Source organism: Serratia sp. A07 (genome assembly GCF_058725505.1).
The window spans coordinates 175,657-193,048 of sequence record NZ_JBZXDO010000003.1; the positions used below are offsets into that span (position 1 = coordinate 175,657).

19 protein-coding genes, 1 other RNA gene and 1 pseudogene are annotated in these 17,392 nt (G+C 59.6%); 18 read left to right on the forward strand and 3 right to left on the reverse strand.

Going from position 1 to position 17,392, the window contains the following annotated elements:
* Window positions 1-73: 73 nt before the first annotated feature.
* On the reverse strand, window positions 74-937 hold the full coding sequence (gene tesB, locus AC4PR2_RS04535) for an acyl-CoA thioesterase II (RefSeq protein WP_004940320.1): 864 nt from the start codon (window positions 935-937) through the stop codon (window positions 74-76).
* A 231-nt stretch (window positions 938-1,168) separates the two neighbouring features.
* Here tesB and AC4PR2_RS04540 point away from each other — a divergent pair, with 231 nt between their 5' ends.
* Window positions 1,169-1,660, forward strand: coding sequence for a YbaY family lipoprotein (locus AC4PR2_RS04540; RefSeq protein WP_016928846.1), 492 nt, complete (start codon window positions 1,169-1,171; stop codon window positions 1,658-1,660).
* A gap of 64 nt (window positions 1,661-1,724) precedes the next feature.
* Here AC4PR2_RS04540 and AC4PR2_RS04545 read toward each other — a convergent pair whose 3' ends face one another.
* Window positions 1,725-2,039: an MGMT family protein gene (locus AC4PR2_RS04545; RefSeq protein WP_033642088.1), complete on the reverse strand. Its 315-nt coding sequence runs from the start codon at window positions 2,037-2,039 to the stop codon at window positions 1,725-1,727.
* A gap of 156 nt (window positions 2,040-2,195) precedes the next feature.
* On the opposite strand from AC4PR2_RS04545, the gene ffs reads away from it, so the two are divergent.
* The 16 genes from ffs (at window position 2,196) to AC4PR2_RS04625 (ending at window position 15,308) form a co-directional block, all read left to right on the forward strand.
* Window positions 2,196-2,292, forward strand: an RNA gene (ffs, locus tag AC4PR2_RS04550) — signal recognition particle sRNA small type.
* Between the two features lie 358 nt (window positions 2,293-2,650).
* Entirely contained in the window at window positions 2,651-3,448 is a 798-nt protein-coding gene (locus AC4PR2_RS04555; protein ID WP_060423389.1) for a winged helix-turn-helix domain-containing protein, read from the forward strand.
* Window positions 3,433-3,927, forward strand: a complete 495-nt coding sequence (locus AC4PR2_RS04560) for a FidL-like protein (RefSeq protein WP_492174920.1) — start codon at window positions 3,433-3,435, stop codon at window positions 3,925-3,927. The genes AC4PR2_RS04555 and AC4PR2_RS04560 overlap by 16 nt, the downstream gene beginning before the upstream one ends.
* Before the next feature lie 403 nt (window positions 3,928-4,330).
* On the forward strand, window positions 4,331-4,816 hold the full coding sequence (locus AC4PR2_RS04565) for a winged helix-turn-helix domain-containing protein (RefSeq protein WP_141958125.1): 486 nt from the start codon (window positions 4,331-4,333) through the stop codon (window positions 4,814-4,816).
* A 30-nt stretch (window positions 4,817-4,846) separates the two neighbouring features.
* A complete protein-coding gene (locus AC4PR2_RS04570) occupies window positions 4,847-5,350 on the forward strand; it encodes a type II secretion system protein N (protein WP_072265459.1) in 504 nt (167 codons plus the stop codon).
* A 126-nt stretch (window positions 5,351-5,476) separates the two neighbouring features.
* Window positions 5,477-7,366: a type II secretion system secretin GspD gene (gene gspD, locus AC4PR2_RS04575; RefSeq protein ID WP_330113565.1), complete on the forward strand. Its 1,890-nt coding sequence runs from the start codon at window positions 5,477-5,479 to the stop codon at window positions 7,364-7,366.
* On the forward strand, window positions 7,363-8,859 hold the full coding sequence (gene gspE, locus AC4PR2_RS04580) for a type II secretion system ATPase GspE (protein WP_060440571.1): 1,497 nt from the start codon (window positions 7,363-7,365) through the stop codon (window positions 8,857-8,859). The genes gspD and gspE overlap by 4 nt, the downstream gene beginning before the upstream one ends.
* Window positions 8,849-10,060: a type II secretion system inner membrane protein GspF gene (gspF, locus tag AC4PR2_RS04585; protein WP_060423402.1), complete on the forward strand. Its 1,212-nt coding sequence runs from the start codon at window positions 8,849-8,851 to the stop codon at window positions 10,058-10,060. Before gspE ends, gspF begins: the two co-directional genes overlap by 11 nt.
* Before the next feature lie 41 nt (window positions 10,061-10,101).
* On the forward strand, window positions 10,102-10,536 hold the full coding sequence (gspG, locus tag AC4PR2_RS04590) for a type II secretion system major pseudopilin GspG (protein ID WP_047730782.1): 435 nt from the start codon (window positions 10,102-10,104) through the stop codon (window positions 10,534-10,536).
* A complete protein-coding gene (locus AC4PR2_RS04595) occupies window positions 10,533-11,111 on the forward strand; it encodes a prepilin-type N-terminal cleavage/methylation domain-containing protein (protein ID WP_072265458.1) in 579 nt (192 codons plus the stop codon). Before gspG ends, AC4PR2_RS04595 begins: the two co-directional genes overlap by 4 nt.
* Window positions 11,023-11,370 carry a type II secretion system minor pseudopilin GspI gene (gene gspI / locus AC4PR2_RS04600; RefSeq protein ID WP_047728681.1) on the forward strand — a complete coding sequence of 116 codons (348 nt, stop codon included), beginning with the start codon at window positions 11,023-11,025 and terminating at the stop codon, window positions 11,368-11,370. Before AC4PR2_RS04595 ends, gspI begins: the two co-directional genes overlap by 89 nt.
* On the forward strand, window positions 11,367-11,978 hold the full coding sequence (gene gspJ / locus AC4PR2_RS04605) for a type II secretion system minor pseudopilin GspJ (RefSeq protein WP_060440570.1): 612 nt from the start codon (window positions 11,367-11,369) through the stop codon (window positions 11,976-11,978). Before gspI ends, gspJ begins: the two co-directional genes overlap by 4 nt.
* Window positions 11,975-12,880 carry a type II secretion system minor pseudopilin GspK gene (gspK, locus tag AC4PR2_RS04610; RefSeq protein WP_228011772.1) on the forward strand — a complete coding sequence of 302 codons (906 nt, stop codon included), beginning with the start codon at window positions 11,975-11,977 and terminating at the stop codon, window positions 12,878-12,880. The genes gspJ and gspK overlap by 4 nt, the downstream gene beginning before the upstream one ends.
* A gap of 3 nt (window positions 12,881-12,883) precedes the next feature.
* The gene (gene gspL, locus AC4PR2_RS04615) at window positions 12,884-14,014 is read left to right on the forward strand and encodes a type II secretion system protein GspL (protein ID WP_060423408.1); all 1,131 of its coding nucleotides are present in this window, start codon (window positions 12,884-12,886) and stop codon (window positions 14,012-14,014) included.
* On the forward strand, window positions 14,011-14,457 hold the full coding sequence (locus tag AC4PR2_RS04620; RefSeq protein ID WP_225529273.1) for a type II secretion system protein M: 447 nt from the start codon (window positions 14,011-14,013) through the stop codon (window positions 14,455-14,457). Before gspL ends, AC4PR2_RS04620 begins: the two co-directional genes overlap by 4 nt.
* 35 nt (window positions 14,458-14,492) lie before the next feature.
* Window positions 14,493-15,308 (forward strand): prepilin peptidase, encoded by an 816-nt coding sequence (locus tag AC4PR2_RS04625; RefSeq protein WP_492174921.1) that lies wholly within the window; start codon window positions 14,493-14,495, stop codon window positions 15,306-15,308.
* Here AC4PR2_RS04625 and gspS read toward each other — a convergent pair.
* Window positions 15,305-15,667: a type II secretion system pilot lipoprotein GspS gene (gspS, locus tag AC4PR2_RS04630; RefSeq protein ID WP_060423419.1), complete on the reverse strand. Its 363-nt coding sequence runs from the start codon at window positions 15,665-15,667 to the stop codon at window positions 15,305-15,307. The genes AC4PR2_RS04625 and gspS overlap by 4 nt on opposite strands.
* Before the next feature lie 252 nt (window positions 15,668-15,919).
* Between gspS and gbpA the strand changes: the two are divergent.
* Window positions 15,920-17,346: pseudogene (gene gbpA, locus AC4PR2_RS04635) on the forward strand (N-acetylglucosamine-binding protein GbpA).
* Window positions 17,347-17,392: the final 46 nt, after the last annotated feature.

Consider the following 17,392-nt stretch of genomic DNA (forward strand, 5'->3'; position numbering starts at 1 on the left):
TGCGCTAAAGACTAAAATAATGATGAAGCCGACAGGGGCGATGGAAACATCGCCCCTTTCTTTATGCTGCAGATCAGGCGTCGCGCTGGCGAATCACCCCTTCCTGCACGGTGGTGGCGACCAGTACGCCGTCGCGGGTGTAGATTTGGCCGCGTACAAAGCCGCGTGCGCCGGAGGCGGAGGAGCTCTCCACCGCGTACAGCAGCCAGTCATCCATGCGGAACGGGCGATGGAACCACATGGAGTGGTCAATGGTGGCCACCTGCATGCCCGGCTCGAGGAAGCCGACGCCGTGCGGCTGCAGCGCGGTCGGCAGGAAGTTAAAGTCCGACGCGTAGCCCAGCAGGTATTGGTGGATGCGTTGATCGTCCGGCATGCTGCCGTTGGCGCGGAACCAGACGTAGCGATGCGGTTCTTCCACGCTGCCTTTCAGCGGGTTGTGGAATTTCACCGGGCGCATTTCGATCGGCTTTTGGCCGATAAATTTTTCGCGCACTTTTTCCGGCAGCATATGCGCCAGCTTCTGGGCGATCTCTGATTCGGACAGAAGCCCTTCCGGCGGCGGCACGTCCGGCATCAGGTTCTGGTGCTCGAAACCCGCCTCCGGGCTCTGGAAGGAGGCGGTCATATAGAAGATAGGTTTACCGTGCTGGATGGCGCTGACGCGGCGCGCGCTGAAGCTGTTGCCGTCGCGCAGGGTTTCCACGTCGTAAACGATAGGCTTGCTGCTGTCGCCCGGGCGCAGGAAGTAGCTGTGGAACGAATGCACGCTGCGTTCGTCCGGCACCGTCTGCTTGGCGGCGTACAGCGCCTGGCCGACCACCTGCCCGCCGAACACCTGGCGCAGCCCCAAATCTTCACTCTGGCCGCGGAACAGCCCTTCTTCGATTTTCTCCAGATCCAGCAGATCGAGGAGGTTTTGCAATGCCTGGCTCATAAAGTTGTTACCTTTCTAATAATCATTTTGCGCAGTGTGCGGAATATCACGGCGCGGCGTCAACATCTTGCGTTATAGGGCCGATGAGAATGCTCTTAATAGTGGGCGCTTTGGACAGGCTAAGTGATTAATAGGTGGAGCAAAGTGGATTTGTCAGTGTTTTGTGCTAAGTTTAATAGGTGCGGTGGTGAAAGCCACCAACATGTTGATAATAAAAAAGGAGACCGATCCATGAAACTCTGGCAAATCGTAGGCGGTGCCGCGGCACTGACGATCACGCTGGCAGGATGCGCGCAAAAGAGTGCTGATGTGCCTACACAGGCGGCCGGTAACCCGGCGGCTGCGCAAACGCAGATTCAGGGCCCGGCGGTGACAGGTTCGGTTAATATACGTCAGCGCATTGCGCTGCCGCCGGACGCGGTACTGACGGTCACCCTCTCTGACGCCTCGCTGGCGGATGCGCCGTCTAAAGTGATTGCACAGCGCGCGGTACGCACTGAAGGGCAACAGGCGCCGTTCAGCTTTACGCTGCCGTATAACCCGTCCGACATCCAACCGAATGCGCGTATCATTCTGAGCGCGGCGGTGACGGTCAACGGGCGACTGATGTTTATTACCGACACCATCCAGGAAGTGGTCAACCGCAACGGCACCCGTGCCGATCTGCTGCTGGTTCCGGTTCAGGGTGTGCCGATTCAGGCTGCGCCAACCGCCATGCAGTAATCTTACTGCGGTACAGCAAGATGAAATCAACAGCCTTTGCGCTTCGGCCAAAGGCTGTTTTGTTTTACCAGCGCCAGCCGTAGCGATCGAAATCGACCGTGCTATGCGGGCCGAAAATAATCCCCTCCGCCAGCAATGCCTGCCGCTGCCGTTGAAAATCCTCCCCCTGCTGCGATATCTGCCCGTGGCGGTTGATCACCCGGTGCCAGGGCAGCGTGCTGCCTTCCGGCAAACGCCGCAGCACGCCGCCGACCTGACGTGCGGCGCGCGGTGAACCGGCCAGCCGGGCAACTTCGCCGTAGGTGGTGACTTTGCCGTAAGGAATGGCGGCCACGATGTGGAATACCCGCTGGCTGAAAGAGGCGTCTTCTGGTTGCATGTTGCTGTTCCTGCGCGAGTCAAAACCCAGGCGGAGAGTGTGCCACAGCGCAGGTGGGTAAGAAAACAGCGGTTGGTCCCGGTTGGCTTGCTATTTGATAGGGCATCGCCGATAATGCCCACCGCTTCGGAGTACAGAAGCCGTCAATGGGGGCCCTGTTGGTTCTCCCGCAACACTAACTTGTGAACTCGGTCAGGTCCGGAAGGAAGCAGCCGCAGCAGGTGACGTGTGTGCCGGGATGTAGCTGGCAGGGTCCCCACCCATTTGCGGCCCGCAAAAACGTTTTTCCCCGTTATTCTTCCTGTCGACAGCTGCACAAGCGTCATTTCGTACGCCGCGAGCGAGCGTCTTTTCCTCTGCGCCGTTTTTGCCCTTCTCCCCCTATAGGGTTGCCAACAGATCCGATGACGGTGAAAAAAATAGCGTTTATATCGTTATTTGTGGGGCAAATAATGGCGCAGGCATAGGGAAAATTCTTAAAGTTGCACGCCTGTTGGGATGGCGTTAGTATTGTTTATTCTCTGTGCGAAAAAACTATCCGCGCTTCGCGGCGGTCGTCGAACTCGCTGAATAAGTTTAAATAATAACCCGTGTGCGCTGTCAGGCTGAACATGATTTATATCATTGATAAAGATATTACATTTAACACTGAAAACGGTTCATTGAAGAGTATAAAGAAGGGACGGGAAGTTTTCTTATCCAGCGTTAATTCTAGAGTATTCAAATGTTTGCTTGAGCATGGCCACGAGGCGGTGAGCCGGGATACGCTGTTGCAGCAGGTGTGGACCGATCACGGCCTGAGCGCCTCTTCGGCGACGTTGAATCAATATATCAGCCTGACGCGGCGGGCATTGACGTCTGTCGGTTTCAATGAACGCCTGATCGTTACCCTCTCTAAAAAGGGGTATAGACTCAATAGAATAATACCGATCGACCGACTGCGGATTGATTTACCCGATCCCCCACCGCTTGCCGATGCCCCGGTTCCCTTGGCTGCGCCGACCGCAACGTCAAAAAACACCCACCACTATTTTTTTATTCTGCTGCGCAGCTTATCGATCGTCGTGCCATTATCTTTTCTGGCGCTGTGCTTTATCTATTACAAACATCATCGCGACAGTGAAAAGAAGCAGGTATTGTCTTACGTGGGGACGGTAAACGGCTGCCCGATCTACTATGCTGGCCATTTTTTGGAGAATCATCAGGACGACTATTTGCAGTTCTTGGTCAGGAAGGATCTTTATGGCCAGCGTTGCCGCCCCGGTGAGATTGTCATTACCAAGGTTAACCGTTCTCATAATGCCAATGAAGACAGCGGACGCCAGTTTATCGCCAAATGCACGAAGGACAGTGCGGCCGTTTTGCATAATTGTGAGAGCGAGTACATCCGGGCATGGAAAAAAAGTTAAATATTTTGTCAGCCACGCTGGTCGGCCTGTGCGTGTTGACTGGCAGCGTGGTGTATTCCCTGGTTCGCAGCCATCATGAGTTCGGTGATTTTTCCTGCGAAGCGAACGCCACGTTCAATTATTTCAATTCGCTGGACGCGCAGGCGGCACACGATGACATCCAGCTGTCGCTAAAAATAAACTACATCTTTTTGTCGGGCGATAAGGGCGTGATGATCTTGTCGGGCCTGGCCAACGACGGTGAAGAGAAGTATTTCGTCAACCGACGGGTTAATTTCAGCTATGTCTCGCAAGGCAGTTTCTATCGTTTCCACTATGGTGAGGTGAATTATTCACCGCGCGATACCTTGCCGGAAGAGGCGTATACTTACTTTTTCAGCAATGAATCGACGTTTTATCATATTCGCAGCGTAGACAAGAATACGTTGATGTTCAGCAATGCCTACTCGCCGATGTTTTTATGTAATATCGAATCCTGATTTTTATCTCGTTTTTTATGTGAGCTTAAGGTGTATTTCTGTTACCCTTTACATCCTCGCCTCCTGCCTTTTTAGCACGCAACTAATAACATGGGTTATTATGCGTGAATGTCTATTTTCTTTATCATTAATCAAATTTAATGGTGGTTTAGCTATTTTATAAAACCTGCTATCGTCATGTTTTTAAATGATTTAATGAATCTAAGGTAATGTGATGTGACCATATTAATTGTATATTGTTTATTTTAAAGAAATAAGTTGCATGAATGTTTTTCGCATGATTAATTGAGGCCGCTCTTGAAACGGCGAACCATTAATTTTCATTGAAAATGCATCTCGCCGCATGCGTGCAAAGGTGATGGCACAGAGGGCCTTTGAACTTCATTAAACTGATAGGCGAGAGATGGACATACATAACATTGCCCTGAACGAGACTCTGTTGGAAAATGAGTTGGTAATATTAAACAACAATGAAAAAACGCTGCTGTTTAAAAAAGAGAATGTGCTCATTGAAATGACCGAATTACAGCGGCGCTTCATGCTGTGCCTGTTGAGCGGTATTTATAAGAAGAACGACATTATTCGCGCTGTCTGGTTTTGCAACCATGAGACCATCAGCGACAATAACTATTATCAGATGATATTCCAATGCCGCTCTTTGCTCTCCCGCCACGGTATTCCTGGCGAGGTGATCAAGACCATTCCCCGATTTGGCGTGATGTTGAGCTTTCAAGCCTGCGAGCGTGCGGCCGCTAATTTGCAGGGGGAATGCCCGTCGTCATCGGTTAATAATCGCCGGCGAACGTGGCTGGACGCCGTGAATTATAAAGTGGCTCTGGTCATCACGCTGCTGTTTTCCGTCGCGATGGTGGTCGGTATTTCCGCTTAGCATTGGCGCCGTTGAATAACCGGGGGTGCCGTGAGCAAACGGTTGATAGATTTTTTTATGCTTCTTTTTTTTCTGACGAATCTGGCGTTCATGCTTCAGCTGGGATGGCGAATGATGGCCGGGGATGGCGCGCCCGTTGAGCCGAGCCGTGAAAACGCGCCCGGGCCGGGGCGCCATATTGTCTTTCCTCAGGAAGAGGACATCGGAAAAATTAATGACGCGCACTGGTTTGGCCGCTATCAAGCGGCGAAAGACGGCGAAAAGGCGCACGGGTATAAAGTCGGCGAATGGGCGATCGGTGCCGAGCTGCTGGCTAACGCACCGGAAGCCGCTGCGCTTGGCAAGATAGCGGGTTTGCTGTTCAGCGATAACGCCAAAAAAAGCCTGGTCATCGTCGAGCATGGCGGCAAGCAAACCGGTTATGGCGTTGGCGACCGTCTGGCCGGCAGCAATGCCGTCATCGTGCGGATAGTGAAAAATAAAATACTGCTCGATGAAAACGGCTATTACGCCACGCTGACGTTTAAAGAGTAGCCGGCGCGCCGTTTCGGCGCGGGGTGTTTTATAGCATAAGGCGACATTGTGATTACGCATTTTATTTATCGTTCCGGCCCAGGCTGGAGCGCCGGCTTATGGCGCGCGTTAGCGGCGGTGGCCGTCATGATTGTGCTGGCTGGCGCGGCGCGCGCGGAGCAATTCTCCGCCAATTTCAAAGGCACGGACATTCAGGAATTTATCAATACGGTCAGTAAAAACCTGGGCAAAACCATCATTATCGATCCGGCGGTGAAAGGTAAGGTCACGGTGCGCAGCTATGAACAGCTCGACGAGAAGCAGTATTACCAGTTCTTTCTCAACGTGCTGGATGTCTATGGCTATACGGTCATCGGCATGCCCAATAACGTCTTGAAGGTGATCGCCGCCAAAGAGGGAAAAAGAGCCGCGCTGGCACAAAACGGCGGCGAGGCGATCGCCGAAGGGGATGAAGTGGTGATGCGCGTGGTACCGCTGCGCAATATCGCGGCCAAAGACGTTTCGCCGATATTGCGCCAGCTCAACGACAGCATCGGCGTGGGCAGCGTGGCGCATTACGAGCAGGGAAACGCGTTGTTGATCACCGGCCGGGCCAGCGTGGTCAATGGCCTGCTCGAGCTCGTCAGGGAGATGGATCAGGACGATGGCAATCGGGTCGAAACTCTCGCGCTGAAGCATGCGGCGGCGCCGGAGATCGCGCGCATGGTGAACGAACTGTTTCGCGAAGAGGGCAAACGGCGCACGGCCGGCGCGAGCTCGCTGCGGCTGGTGGCGGATGAGCGGACCAACAGCGTGATGATCGCCGGGGATGATCGGAGCCGCGAACACGCCAAAGAACTGATTGACCAGCTGGATAACAAGAGCGTCACCCAGGGCAATACCCAGGTTATCCCTCTCAAATACGCCAAGGCGCAGAGCCTGGTCGAGGTGCTGACCGGCGTGAGTGCGGGCCTGCAAAATGAGAAGGAGAGCGCCGCCGCCAACGTGGCGCTGCTGAAAAATGTGGTGATCAAGGCTGATGAGCAGACCAATGCGCTGATCATCACCGCCGCGCCGGATGTGATGCGCGATCTGGAGGCGGTGGTCGCCAAGCTCGATGTGCGCCGCGCGCAGGTGCTGGTCGAAGCGGTGATCGTCGAAGTGCAGGATGGGCAGGGGCTGAACATCGGCGTGCAGTGGGCCAACAAATACGGTGGTGGCACGCAGTTCGCCGGCCAGATGCCCGGGGTGTCGGCGGGGTTCGAAAACGGCATGAGCGACGTGTTCGGCAAGGCCAACGGCCTGATGACCGGTTTCTACAGCGGTAACTGGGGCGTATTGCTGACCGCCATCGCCAGCAACAACCAAAATAATATCCTGGCCACGCCGAGCATCGTCACGCTGGATAACGCCGAGGCGGAATTCAGCGTCGGGCAAGATGTGCCGATCCTGACCGGTTCGCAAACCACCAATAGCGATAACGTCTTCAATACCGTGTCGCGCAAGACGGTGGGGATCAAACTCAAGGTCAAACCGCAGATCAACCAGGGCCAGTCCGTGCTGATGCAGATCGAACAGGAGGTCTCCAGCGTTGCCGACAGCGCCGGCGCTACGCCGGATTCGCTGGGGGCGACCTTCAATATCCGCACGGTTAACAACACGGTGCTGGTGGACAGCGGCGAAACCGTAGTGGTGGGTGGCCTGTTGGACAAGTCCAACTCGGAGCTGGAGAGCAGCGTGCCGATCCTGGGCAAGATCCCGCTGGTGGGGGCGCTGTTTCGCTCGACCGCCACCAAAGCGAGCAAGCGTAATTTGATGCTGTTTATCCGCCCGACCATCATTCGCAGCACCGAGGGATATGCCCGGCAGAGCCAACGCAAGTTAGGCAAGTTCGACGCCGAACAGCAGGACGATCGTGAGCTGAATGACGCACTGCGCGGCGAGATCGCCGGCGATAAGAAGGCTCCCGACAATCGGGCGTTTCTCGCCACCGTTGCAAATATCGACGCGTTTTATTCGCGGGGAGCACGCCCGTGAAGCCCCGTTCTGCGGGGCCGCTGTTGCCTTTTTCCTGGGCGCGCCAGCATGGCGTGCTGGCCGTTGACGGGCAGCACGGTATCCAGATTTATTGTCACCCTGACACGAGCCACGCCGCATTGATGGAGGCCTACCGCTGCCTGCCCGGCGAGCCGGCGCTGGCCCGGCTGGAGGCGGAGGCTTTTGATCAACGGCTGGTGGCGCACTACCAGCAGGAAAGCGGCCAGGCGCAGAAAATGATCGACGACCTGGGCGGCGAACTGGATTTTTACGCGCTGGCCGAGGAGCTGCCGCAGCAGCAAGACCTGTTGGACGAACAGGACGATGCGCCGATTATCCGCCTGATCAACGCCTTGCTGAGCGAGGCGATCAAAGAACGCGCCTCCGATATCCACATCGAAACCTACGAGAGTGAGCTGGTGATCCGCTTTCGCATCGACGGCGCGCTGCGGCGGATTTTGGCGCCGCAGCGCAAGCTGGCGGCGCTGCTGGTGTCGCGCATCAAGGTGATGTCGAAGCTGGATATCGCCGAGAAGCGCGTGCCGCAGGATGGGCGCATGGCGCTGAAGGTCGGCGGGCGAGCGATTGACGTGCGGGTGTCGGTGATGCCGGCCAGCCACGGCGAACGCGTGGTCATGCGCCTGTTGGACAAACAGGGCGTGCGGCTCGAACTGCCCAGCCTGGGCATGGCGCCGGCGCACCAGCAGGCGTTGCTGCGCCTGATCCGCCAGCCGCACGGCATCATTTTGGTCACCGGGCCGACCGGCTCCGGCAAGAGCACCACGCTCTATACCCTGCTGAGCCAGATCAACGATGAACAGCGCAACATCATGACGATCGAAGATCCCGTCGAGTATGAGTTGGCCGGCATTGCGCAGACGCAGGTGAATCCCAAGGTGGACATGACCTTCGCGCGCGGGCTGCGCGCGCTGCTGCGTCAGGATCCCGACGTGGTGCTGATCGGTGAGATCCGCGACGGCGAAACGGCGCAGATTGCGGTGCAGGCCTCATTGACCGGGCATTTGGTGCTGTCGACCCTGCATACCAACACGGCGATCGGCGCCGTGACCCGGCTGCGGGACATGGGGGTCGAACCGTTTCTGCTTTCGAGTTCGCTCAGCGGCGTGTTGGCGCAGCGCCTGGTGCGCCGGCTGTGCCCGCAGTGCCGCGAGCCTTATGCGTTGTCTGACGCGCAGCGGCGCCTGCTGGGGCTGCCCCCGACGCCGGCGGTGACCTGCTGGCGCCCGTTGGGGTGCGAGGCCTGCGGCGGGCAGGGATATCACGGCCGAATCGGCTTGCACGAACTGTTGGTACTGGATGAACCGATGCGCATGGCGATCCATCGCGGTGACGGCGAGCTGGACATCGCGAAACTGGCCGCCGAACGCTATCTGCCGCTGCGCCAGGATGGGATCGCCAAAATGCGCGCCGGGGAGACCAGCCTGGAGGAAGTGCTGCGAGTGACGCGCGAAGGGGACGGCGATGAAGTTTGATTATCGCGCCTGCGATCGTGAGGGGCGCGCCCAGCGCGGCGTGTTGGAGGCGGACTCTCTGCGCCACGCCCGCGATCGCCTGCGTGAAAAGGGGTGGCAGGTGCTGGCGGTGCAAGCGCGCAGGCGGCCCGCTTTCGCCGGCATGTTTGCCGGCCGCTGGATGAGCGGCGTGAGCAGCGGCGATGTGGCGCTGTTGACCCGGCAGCTGGCGACGCTGCTGTCCGCTGCGCTGCCGCTGGAGGAAGCGCTGATGGCGGTGGCGCGGCAAACGGAGAAAAAAGGTCTGCAGGCGGCGTTGGCTCAGGTGCGGCAGCGCATTCTGGAGGGCTTTCCGCTGGCGCAGGCGCTGGGTCAGCATCCGCAGATTTTTGACCGCCTCTATTGTGCCATGGTGGCCGCCGGTGAGATTTCCGGCCATCTGGCGCCGGTGCTGGAACGGCTGGCCGACTACGTCGAACAGCGCCAGCAAATGAAGAACAAAATCGTGCAGGCGCTGGTGTACCCGATGGTGCTGACGACGGTGGCAATCGGCGTGGTGGCGATCCTGTTGACGGCGGTGGTGCCGAAGGTGATCGAACAGTTTGTGCATATGAAGCAGACCTTGCCGCTGTCGACCCGGATGCTGCTCGGCGCCAGCGACGGGCTGCGTCGATGGGGGGCGTTGGCGCTGATATCGGTGCTGACGGGCCTTGGCGCGTTCCGCTATCGCCTGCGGGATCCGGCGCGGCGCGTGCGCTGGCATGCGTTCATCCTGCGGTTGCCGGTGGTCGGCAAGCTGTCGCTGGCGGTGAACACGGCGCGCTACGCCAAAACGCTGAGCATTTTGAACGCCAGCGCGGTGCCGTTGCTGGAGGCGATGCGCATCAGCGCCGGCGTGTTGGGCAACGATGCCGCCCGCGAACGGCTGCTGGCGGCGATGGAGCGGGTGCGGGAGGGCGAAGGATTGTCGCCGTCGCTTGAGGGCACCGCGCTGTTCTCACCGATGATGCGGCACATGATCATGTCCGGCGAGCGCAGCGGTGAGCTGGACATGATGCTCGAACGGGCGGCGACGATGCAGCAGGAGGCCTTCGGCCGGCAAGTCACGCTGGCGCTGGGGCTGTTTGAGCCTTTATTGGTGATCGCGATGGCCGGTTCGGTGCTGTTTATCATTTTGGCCATCCTGCAGCCGATATTGCAGCTCAATAATATGGTCGGCTAATCATGCCGTTAATGGAGAGTAAAGTGAGTCATATCAGCAAGATGCGCAGGTCGCGGCAGCGAGGGTTTACGCTGCTGGAAATCATGGTGGTGATCGTCATTCTGGGGCTGTTGGCCAGCCTGACTATTCCAAGCCTGATGGGAAACAAGGAGAAGGCCGATCGGCAAAAGGCCGCCAGCGATATCGTCGCGTTGGAGAACGCGTTGGATATGTACAAGCTGGACAACGGGCGTTATCCCAGCGCGGAACAGGGGCTGGCGGCGCTGGTGACCCGGCCGGCGCTGGCGCCGATCCCGAGAAATTATCCCGAAGACGGTTATATCCGCCGGTTGCCGCAAGATCCCTGGGGGCAGGAGTATCGTCTGCGTAATCCGGGGCGTCACGGCAAGCTGGACGTGTTTTCTCTGGGGCCGGACGGCATCGCCGACACCGATGACGATATCGGCAACTGGGTGGCCGACGCCGACGCGCCATGAGGCGCATACGCGGCTTTACGCTGCTGGAGATCATGCTGGTATTGCTGCTGCTGGGGGTGACCAGCGGCCTGGTGATGCTGAGTTTTCCGGCGGATGAGAAAGCGTTGGCACGGCAGGGGGAGCGGCTGAACCATTGGTTGAATGCCCTCGCCGAGCGGGCCGAGCGCGAAGGGGTGAGTTATGGCGTGGCGTTCGGCAGCGGCGGTTGGCGCAGCGTTGCCGCTGCGGGGCAGGCGAGCCGGGAGGCATACGCCCTGCCGGACGGCATCGCGCTGTGGCTGAGCGTTGAAGGGCAAACCGTCGCGCTCGATGACGCGGCGGCGCGGCCGCCGCAGGTGTGGCTGTATCCGGGGGGCGAAACCACGGCGTTCAGCGTAGTGCTGTCGCAGGGGCGGTGCCTGTGGCGATTGCAGGCGCCCGGTTACTTCGTATTTGAAACGACGGACATTCGTTGCGATGACGCGGAAAATGAGACGCCAGCAGGGCATGACGCTGCTGGAAGTGATGGTGGCCTTGATGATCTTCGCCATCGGTTGCCTGGCGCTGATCAACAGCACCGGCGGCCAGGTGCGTAGCCTGAGCGAGATCGAAGCCAAGACCGTTGCGCTGTGGGTAGCGGACAACCAGCTGACGCTGCTGCAGCTCGATCCGCAGCCGCCGACGCTGGCCTGGCATTCGGGCACCACGGTGATGGCCGGTGAGACCTGGCACTGGCGTTATCGTGGGCAGGAGACCAGCGACGCCGGAATGCGGGCGATCGCGATCGAAGTCAGGCGCGATCCGCAGGATCGCAACGTGCTGGCGGAGTTACAGGCTTACCGGGGGTTGCCATGAAGCGCGCTTTGCAACGCGGCTTTACGCTGGTGGAAATGCTGCTGGCCATCGCCCTGTTCGCCATGCTGTCGCTCACCGCCCTGGCGGTCTTCAGGGGCGTGCTGAAAAACGACGAAATTACCCAGCGCAAATCGACGCAGCTGACCCAGCTGCAACGGGCGCTGGCGATCGTCGAGCGCGATTTTGCTCATGCACAGGCGCGTGCGCCGATCGGTGATAAACGCAGGCCGGCGGCGCCGGAATTCGCGGTGCTGCAGACGGCGGAGGGGGAAGACGTGGATTTTCAGCTGTTGCTGATCCGAAGCGGCTGGTCGAATCCGCAGGCCCGGCTGCCGCGTGCCACGCAGGAGCGGGTGGCCTATCGCCATCGGCAGGGGCGGCTGGAGCGCCTCAGTTACCCGAATTTGAGCAGCCCGCAGGCGACGGCGCGCAGCGTGCTGTTGCTGCCTGAGGTGACGCGGTTCCGCCTGCGTTTTTACCGGCAAGGCGAATGGTTGACGGCCTGGCGAGCCGGCGGGCTGCTGCCGCAGGCGGTGGAGATCACCGTCGAAACCCCCGCGTTAGGGGAAATACGGCGCATCATCGCGCTGCCCTCGGCGAGGCCATGATGAAAAAACAACGCGGTATGGCGCTGTTGATGGTGCTGCTGATGATGTCGCTGATGGCGATCGTGGCGGTCAATATCAATGACCACTGGCAGCGTTCGCTGGCGCGCACCCAGTCTCAGCAGGATCGGCTGAGGGCGAAATGGCTGCTGTTGGGCGGGGAGAGCTACGCCCAACAGCGGTGGCGGCAGGCAGGAGAGCAGCGCAAGGCTTGGGGAGCCTCTGGGGCGGCGTTCAGTATGCGTACCGAAGAGGGGGAAGTGGCGATACGCCTGCGCCGGGTCGATGCCTGTTTCAACGTAAACGCCCTGATCCGCGCCGCCGGCCCAACGGAGGTCGGAGATAGCGAGGGGGTTCCCTCCAATAAAGAGAGGCGGATATTCATGCTGTTACTGAACAACCTGGGCATCGCCGACGCGCAGGCAGGCGCGATTGCCGATGCGATCGTCGCCCGGGCTTATGGCGAAGGGTACCTGATGGGGGATATCAGCGAACTGCGGGAGCTGGCCGGTATCGATCGTGAGCTATACCTGCGCCTCGCGCCGCAGCTTTGTGCGGCGCCGGATGCTGAATTGCAGATCAACCCGGACGCCGTGGATGAGGCCCGGTTGCCGCTGCTGCGGGCGATGCTGATGAACGCCCTGGGCGGAGAACGGCTGCGGACGTTGCTGGCGGCCCGCCCGCCGCAGGGGTGGCAGACGCTGACGTTTTTGTCGCAGGAAAAAGCGCTGCAAGCCTTGGATGACGACGATCTCGACGAGCGATTGAAGTTCGATGACAGCCGCTGGATTGCACAGCTGCAGCTGACGCTGAACGACGGGCGCTATCGGCTCGTCAGCGCGTGGCAACCGGGCCAGTCAGGCATCACGGTCAGCGGACGCCAGTTCGACAGAGGGGAGGGGTAAAGGGTGGCGAACACAATCCTGCTTATCGCGCTGAGCGAGGACTCGATGGCCGATGTACGCTGGGGCCACGTCGGCGAGACGCGCTGCCGCTTTGGCGCCCGCCTCGAGCTGACCGACGGCGGCGGCGAGTTGGCAGCCATGGCGCAGGGCAGCCGGGTCGTGGTACTGGTGCCTGCCCGTCATGTGGTGCTGAGACAAACGACATTCCAGGGCAAGGCCCGGCAGGCGACGCCACTGGCGCTGGCCTACGCCCACGAGGCCGGGCTGTTGACCGATACCGAGCAGATGCACTGGGCGGTGCTGGGCAAGGCGCAGCGTGATTTCACCCTCGCCGGCGTCGCGCTGGCGCAGATGCAGGGCTGGGTCGAGCGCCTGAGCGCCTGCGGCATTCGCGCCGATAAAATGCTGCCCGACGTGCTGGCATTGCCGCTGCCGGGCCAATGCAGCGCGCTGCGCTGGCGCGATCGCTGGCTGATCCGAACGGGGAATGGGCAGAGCTTGTCGCTGCCCGATGCCTGGCGGGATTGCACTCCGCTGCCGACGCCGGATTGGTGTTTGCACTGCGGCGGGGAGATTCCGGCGGGCTGGGAAGCGGCGCGCATTGACGAGGATCCGCTCTGGCAACTGGCGCAAGAGGCCTGGAGCAGCCCCGCCACGCTGCTGCAGGGGCGTTTCAAACCGAGCGTACGCTGGCCGCGTCGCCTGCCCGATAAGACCGTCTGCGCGCTGCTGTTGCTCAGTGGTTCGCTGCTGGTGGGCGGTTTGCATCACCAACAGATGGCCCGGCAGAACGAGAGCCGGATAGCGGTACTGTCTCAGCGCCTGCTGCCTGGCCAGACCGCGCCGGCGTTTGCGGAACAGGCGGCGAAAGCGCAGGTGCGGCGTATGCAAGACGCCCTGAATGCGCCGCAGCTGTTCAGGCTGCTGCCCTACGCGGCCGGGGCACTCGCTTTATGGGCGCCCCCGCAGCTGCAGGCGCTGGCTTTCGACGCTGCCGACGATCGTCTGGTGGTGACGGTGAACAGAAACGACGTGCCGCTGCCGGCACCGATTAACGATGGCGAGGTCAGCATGACGTTCAGCGAAGGCGGCGCACCCAACCAGGCGGTCCTGACGGTGAGAGGTGAGCGATGAATATCGGGTGGCACGATAAGGCGTTGCGGCGGGCGGTGTTGTTAAGCCTGTTGTTGTTGGTAGCCTGCGGCTATTGCCTGTATCAGTTTTCACAGGCGCAGAAAAGCGCACAACAGCTGGCGGCGCTGCAGGGGCAGGCACGTGTCATCCAGCAACTGCAGGCTCGCTCGCCGCCGGGCGCCGCTGCGCGCGAGCAACTGCCGGAGCGGCTGCGGCAGAGCGCGCAAGCGTACCGCATTCCCATCGCCGACCTGACGGAAAGTGACGCGGAGATGCGGGTGAGGCTGCCGCCCGTGCCGTTCGAAAGCCTGCTGTCGTGGTTGGCTGCCCTGCAGCGCGAGCACGGTATCCGCGTGCTCGCGCTCACCGTGGAGCGCGCGGGGCAGGCGCCGGGCGTCGTGCAGGTCAGCCGGCTGCAGGTGACGACGCAGCCGTCGATGTAACCCACGCTAACGAATCATCAGGAATCAGAAAAATCATGCTATTCGCCCTAAACGCGGCGGCGGATGAACACTGGCTGTTATTTAGCGCCGTGTTGAGTCTGTGCGTCGGCAGTTTTATTAACGTGGTCGTTTATCGGCTGCCTATCATGCTTGAGCGTGAAATAGAAACGACGCAGGCCGAGCGATTTGATCTCGTTTGGCCGCGTTCATTTTGCCCGTCATGCATAAAACAATTATCGGCGTTCGATAATATTCCGCTATTAAGTTGGCTGCTGTTGCGTGGCCGCTGTCGTTATTGCCGCAGCCCTATTCCCATGCGTTATCCACTGGTGGAGTTATTTCTGATGCTGATGGGAATCATGCTGGCCTGGCGTCTCGGCATCGGGGTTGATTGGTTTTTCATGCTGGCGTTTGTTGCGTTGTTGCTGGCGCTGGCGGCGATTGACAGCGAGCGCCAACTCCTGCCGGATTGCCTGACGCTGTCGCTGTTGTGGGGCGGGTTGCTGTGGCATTGCCTGGCGCACCCGGCCTTTTTGCCGGCGGCGGTGGTCGGCGCGATGGCGGGCTATCTGACGCTGTGGCTGCTGTATTGGGCATTTCGTCTGGCGACCGGCCGCGAGGGGCTGGGATACGGCGATTTTAAACTGTTGGCGGCGCTTGGCGCCTGGGGCGGGTATGCCGCTTTGCCGTCGATCCTGCTGTTTGCTTCAGCCGGCAGCCTGCTGTGGCTGTTGTTGCGCGTATGGCGCGGCGGTGATGGAACTCAGCCCCTGCCTTTCGGGCCGGGGCTGGCGACGGCGGGCGCAGGCGCGGTGGCCTGCCAATGGTTTGCGCTGCCGCTGGGGGGCTAACGGAGCTGGGCTAGAAAGGGCGCCAGTGACCGATTGAATTCGCTGCACTTCTCCTGCAGCGGCGTGGCGTCGGCCGCCAGCTGTGCGGCGACGCGTTGACCTGCAGCAAGCAACTGGGCGCGATTGAGCGCCGGCGACCACCCTTTTTTCTCTGCTTCCTGCAGCGCCGCCGCCGTGAGCTTATCGTCGGCCGGGATGTCGGCGCGATTGCAACGCTCTCTCAAAAACAAGCCGGCGCCGACCAGCGACGACAGCTGGTCGCGTTGGGCGGCGGCGTCAGGGGCCGATTTGGCGGCGTGCTGGCAGCCGGAGAGCAGCAGGGAGGCCAAGACCGCTGCGGCGATATTTTTCAATGTCACGTTATTCTCTCTGTGGAATAGGAACGGTGCGCTTATTTCTTTCGCCGTACGGCGGCGCTTCGCGATTTCCGGATTATTTTAAACGTTTGTCATGCCATTTAATATCTTGGCCGTATTAGGTTTTATTATTTTAATGCATTCTAAGTGCCGGGCGTTCAGGGCTTCTACTTATTATTCCTCTCGCGGTATCGCCGCATCTCTTTGAGTTTCTTCTCACTCAGTTGGAATCCAATAAATTTAACTGGAGTCGTAATGAAATTATCCAAAATCGCCCTGATGATGGCAACGCTTGCTGCCTCGTCGGCCGCCTGGTCGCATGGGTATATCGAAGTTCCCGAAAGCCGCGCCTACAAGTGCAAGCTGGGCAGCAACACCGACTGCGGCCGGGCGCAGTGGGAACCGCAGAGCGTTGAGCAGATTTCCGGCTTCCCTGGCGGCGCTACGCCGCTCGACGGCCAGCTGGCCAGCGGCGGGGTTAATGGCTTCGAACCGCTGGATCGCCAGGGCGTCAACGTCTGGGCGTTGAACACCATGAAGCCGGGGCCGCAGACGTTCACCTGGTACCACACCGCCAAGCACAAAACCAATAACTGGCGTTACTACATCACCAAACAAGACTGGGACGTGAACAAGCCGCTGTCGCGCGAGGCTTTCGAAAAAGAGCCGTTCTGCGAGGTTGATGGCCATGCTCAGGCGCCAAAAGATCGCGAAGTGCACCAGTGCGTGGTGCCGGAGAGAACCGGCTATCAGGTGATTTACGGCGTGTGGGAAATCAATGACACGGTGAACAGTTTCTATCAGGTGGTTGACGTCAACTTCGAGGACGACGGCGTCGTATCCGAATGGCGCAAGCAGCTGCAGGGATCCCTCACCGGTAAAAACCTGCAGGTTGGCGATAAAGTGATCGCTCGCTTCTTCGACGCGAGCGGCGAAGTGCTGGCGATGAAAACCGAGCTGGCGATCGACAGCGAGGCGCTGACCGACAAAAACCGCTGGAGCCACGCACTGGCAACCAAGATCAACGTCGAGCAGAAAACGGTGCGCGCCGGAGTGAAAGACGGCAAAGGCAACGTCAACCCGGTATTCGGCATAACGCGGTCTTCGCCAAGCAGGGTAGCCCGATGAAGAGCGTAGTGATCTCCTATGAGGAAGAAACGCCGGCCATTACCGAGGAGATCCGCATCGGCAATCTGTCCAGCACCAAGATCAAGGACGGTAAAGCCCAGCTGACCTTCAATGCCGAGGTCAAAGGCAAGCTGACGGTTGAAGCGCGCGTTTACGATCACGGCCAGACGGAGAAAGGCTATGTGAAAGAGACGCTGGAAGACGCCAGCCAGCCGCTGACCATCGCGCTGACCAACGTCAGCGAAGGCCACCACATGCTGAAAGTGATCGCCAGCAACGACAACGGGCAGAGCATTCAGCCTGATATCGAAAACTTCAACCTGGAAGCAGACTCCACCGGCGGTGGCGGCAACGGCGACTACAACTTCGTCTTCCCGAACGAGCTGAGTAAATACACCGCCGGCACCACGGTGCTGCAGCCGAAGAACGGTAAGGTGTATCAGTGCAAACCTTTCCCTTACAGCGGTTACTGCATGCAGTGGAACAGCGGCGCGACTCATTATGAGCCGGGCGTGGGATCCAACTGGCAGGATGCCTGGATCCTGAAAAAGTAAGCGTAAATCGGATAGCCAAGCGGCCAGCGATGGCCGCTTTTCAAGG

Coding starts and splice junctions, on each gene's coding strand:
- tesB (WP_004940320.1), bottom strand. CDS start 937: ATGAGCCAGGCATTGCAAAACCTCCTCGATCTGCTGGATCTGGAGAAA.
- AC4PR2_RS04540 (WP_016928846.1), top strand. CDS start 1,169: ATGAAACTCTGGCAAATCGTAGGCGGTGCCGCGGCACTGACGATCACG.
- AC4PR2_RS04545 (WP_033642088.1), bottom strand. CDS start 2,039: ATGCAACCAGAAGACGCCTCTTTCAGCCAGCGGGTATTCCACATCGTG.
- AC4PR2_RS04555 (WP_060423389.1), top strand. CDS start 2,651: ATGATTTATATCATTGATAAAGATATTACATTTAACACTGAAAACGGT.
- AC4PR2_RS04560 (WP_492174920.1), top strand. CDS start 3,433: ATGGAAAAAAAGTTAAATATTTTGTCAGCCACGCTGGTCGGCCTGTGC.
- AC4PR2_RS04565 (WP_141958125.1), top strand. CDS start 4,331: ATGGACATACATAACATTGCCCTGAACGAGACTCTGTTGGAAAATGAG.
- gspD (WP_330113565.1), top strand. CDS start 5,477: ATGATTGTGCTGGCTGGCGCGGCGCGCGCGGAGCAATTCTCCGCCAAT.
- gspF (WP_060423402.1), top strand. CDS start 8,849: ATGAAGTTTGATTATCGCGCCTGCGATCGTGAGGGGCGCGCCCAGCGC.
- gspG (WP_047730782.1), top strand. CDS start 10,102: ATGCGCAGGTCGCGGCAGCGAGGGTTTACGCTGCTGGAAATCATGGTG.
- AC4PR2_RS04595 (WP_072265458.1), top strand. CDS start 10,533: ATGAGGCGCATACGCGGCTTTACGCTGCTGGAGATCATGCTGGTATTG.
- gspI (WP_047728681.1), top strand. CDS start 11,023: ATGACGCTGCTGGAAGTGATGGTGGCCTTGATGATCTTCGCCATCGGT.
- gspJ (WP_060440570.1), top strand. CDS start 11,367: ATGAAGCGCGCTTTGCAACGCGGCTTTACGCTGGTGGAAATGCTGCTG.
- gspK (WP_228011772.1), top strand. CDS start 11,975: ATGATGAAAAAACAACGCGGTATGGCGCTGTTGATGGTGCTGCTGATG.
- AC4PR2_RS04620 (WP_225529273.1), top strand. CDS start 14,011: ATGAATATCGGGTGGCACGATAAGGCGTTGCGGCGGGCGGTGTTGTTA.
- AC4PR2_RS04625 (WP_492174921.1), top strand. CDS start 14,493: ATGCTATTCGCCCTAAACGCGGCGGCGGATGAACACTGGCTGTTATTT.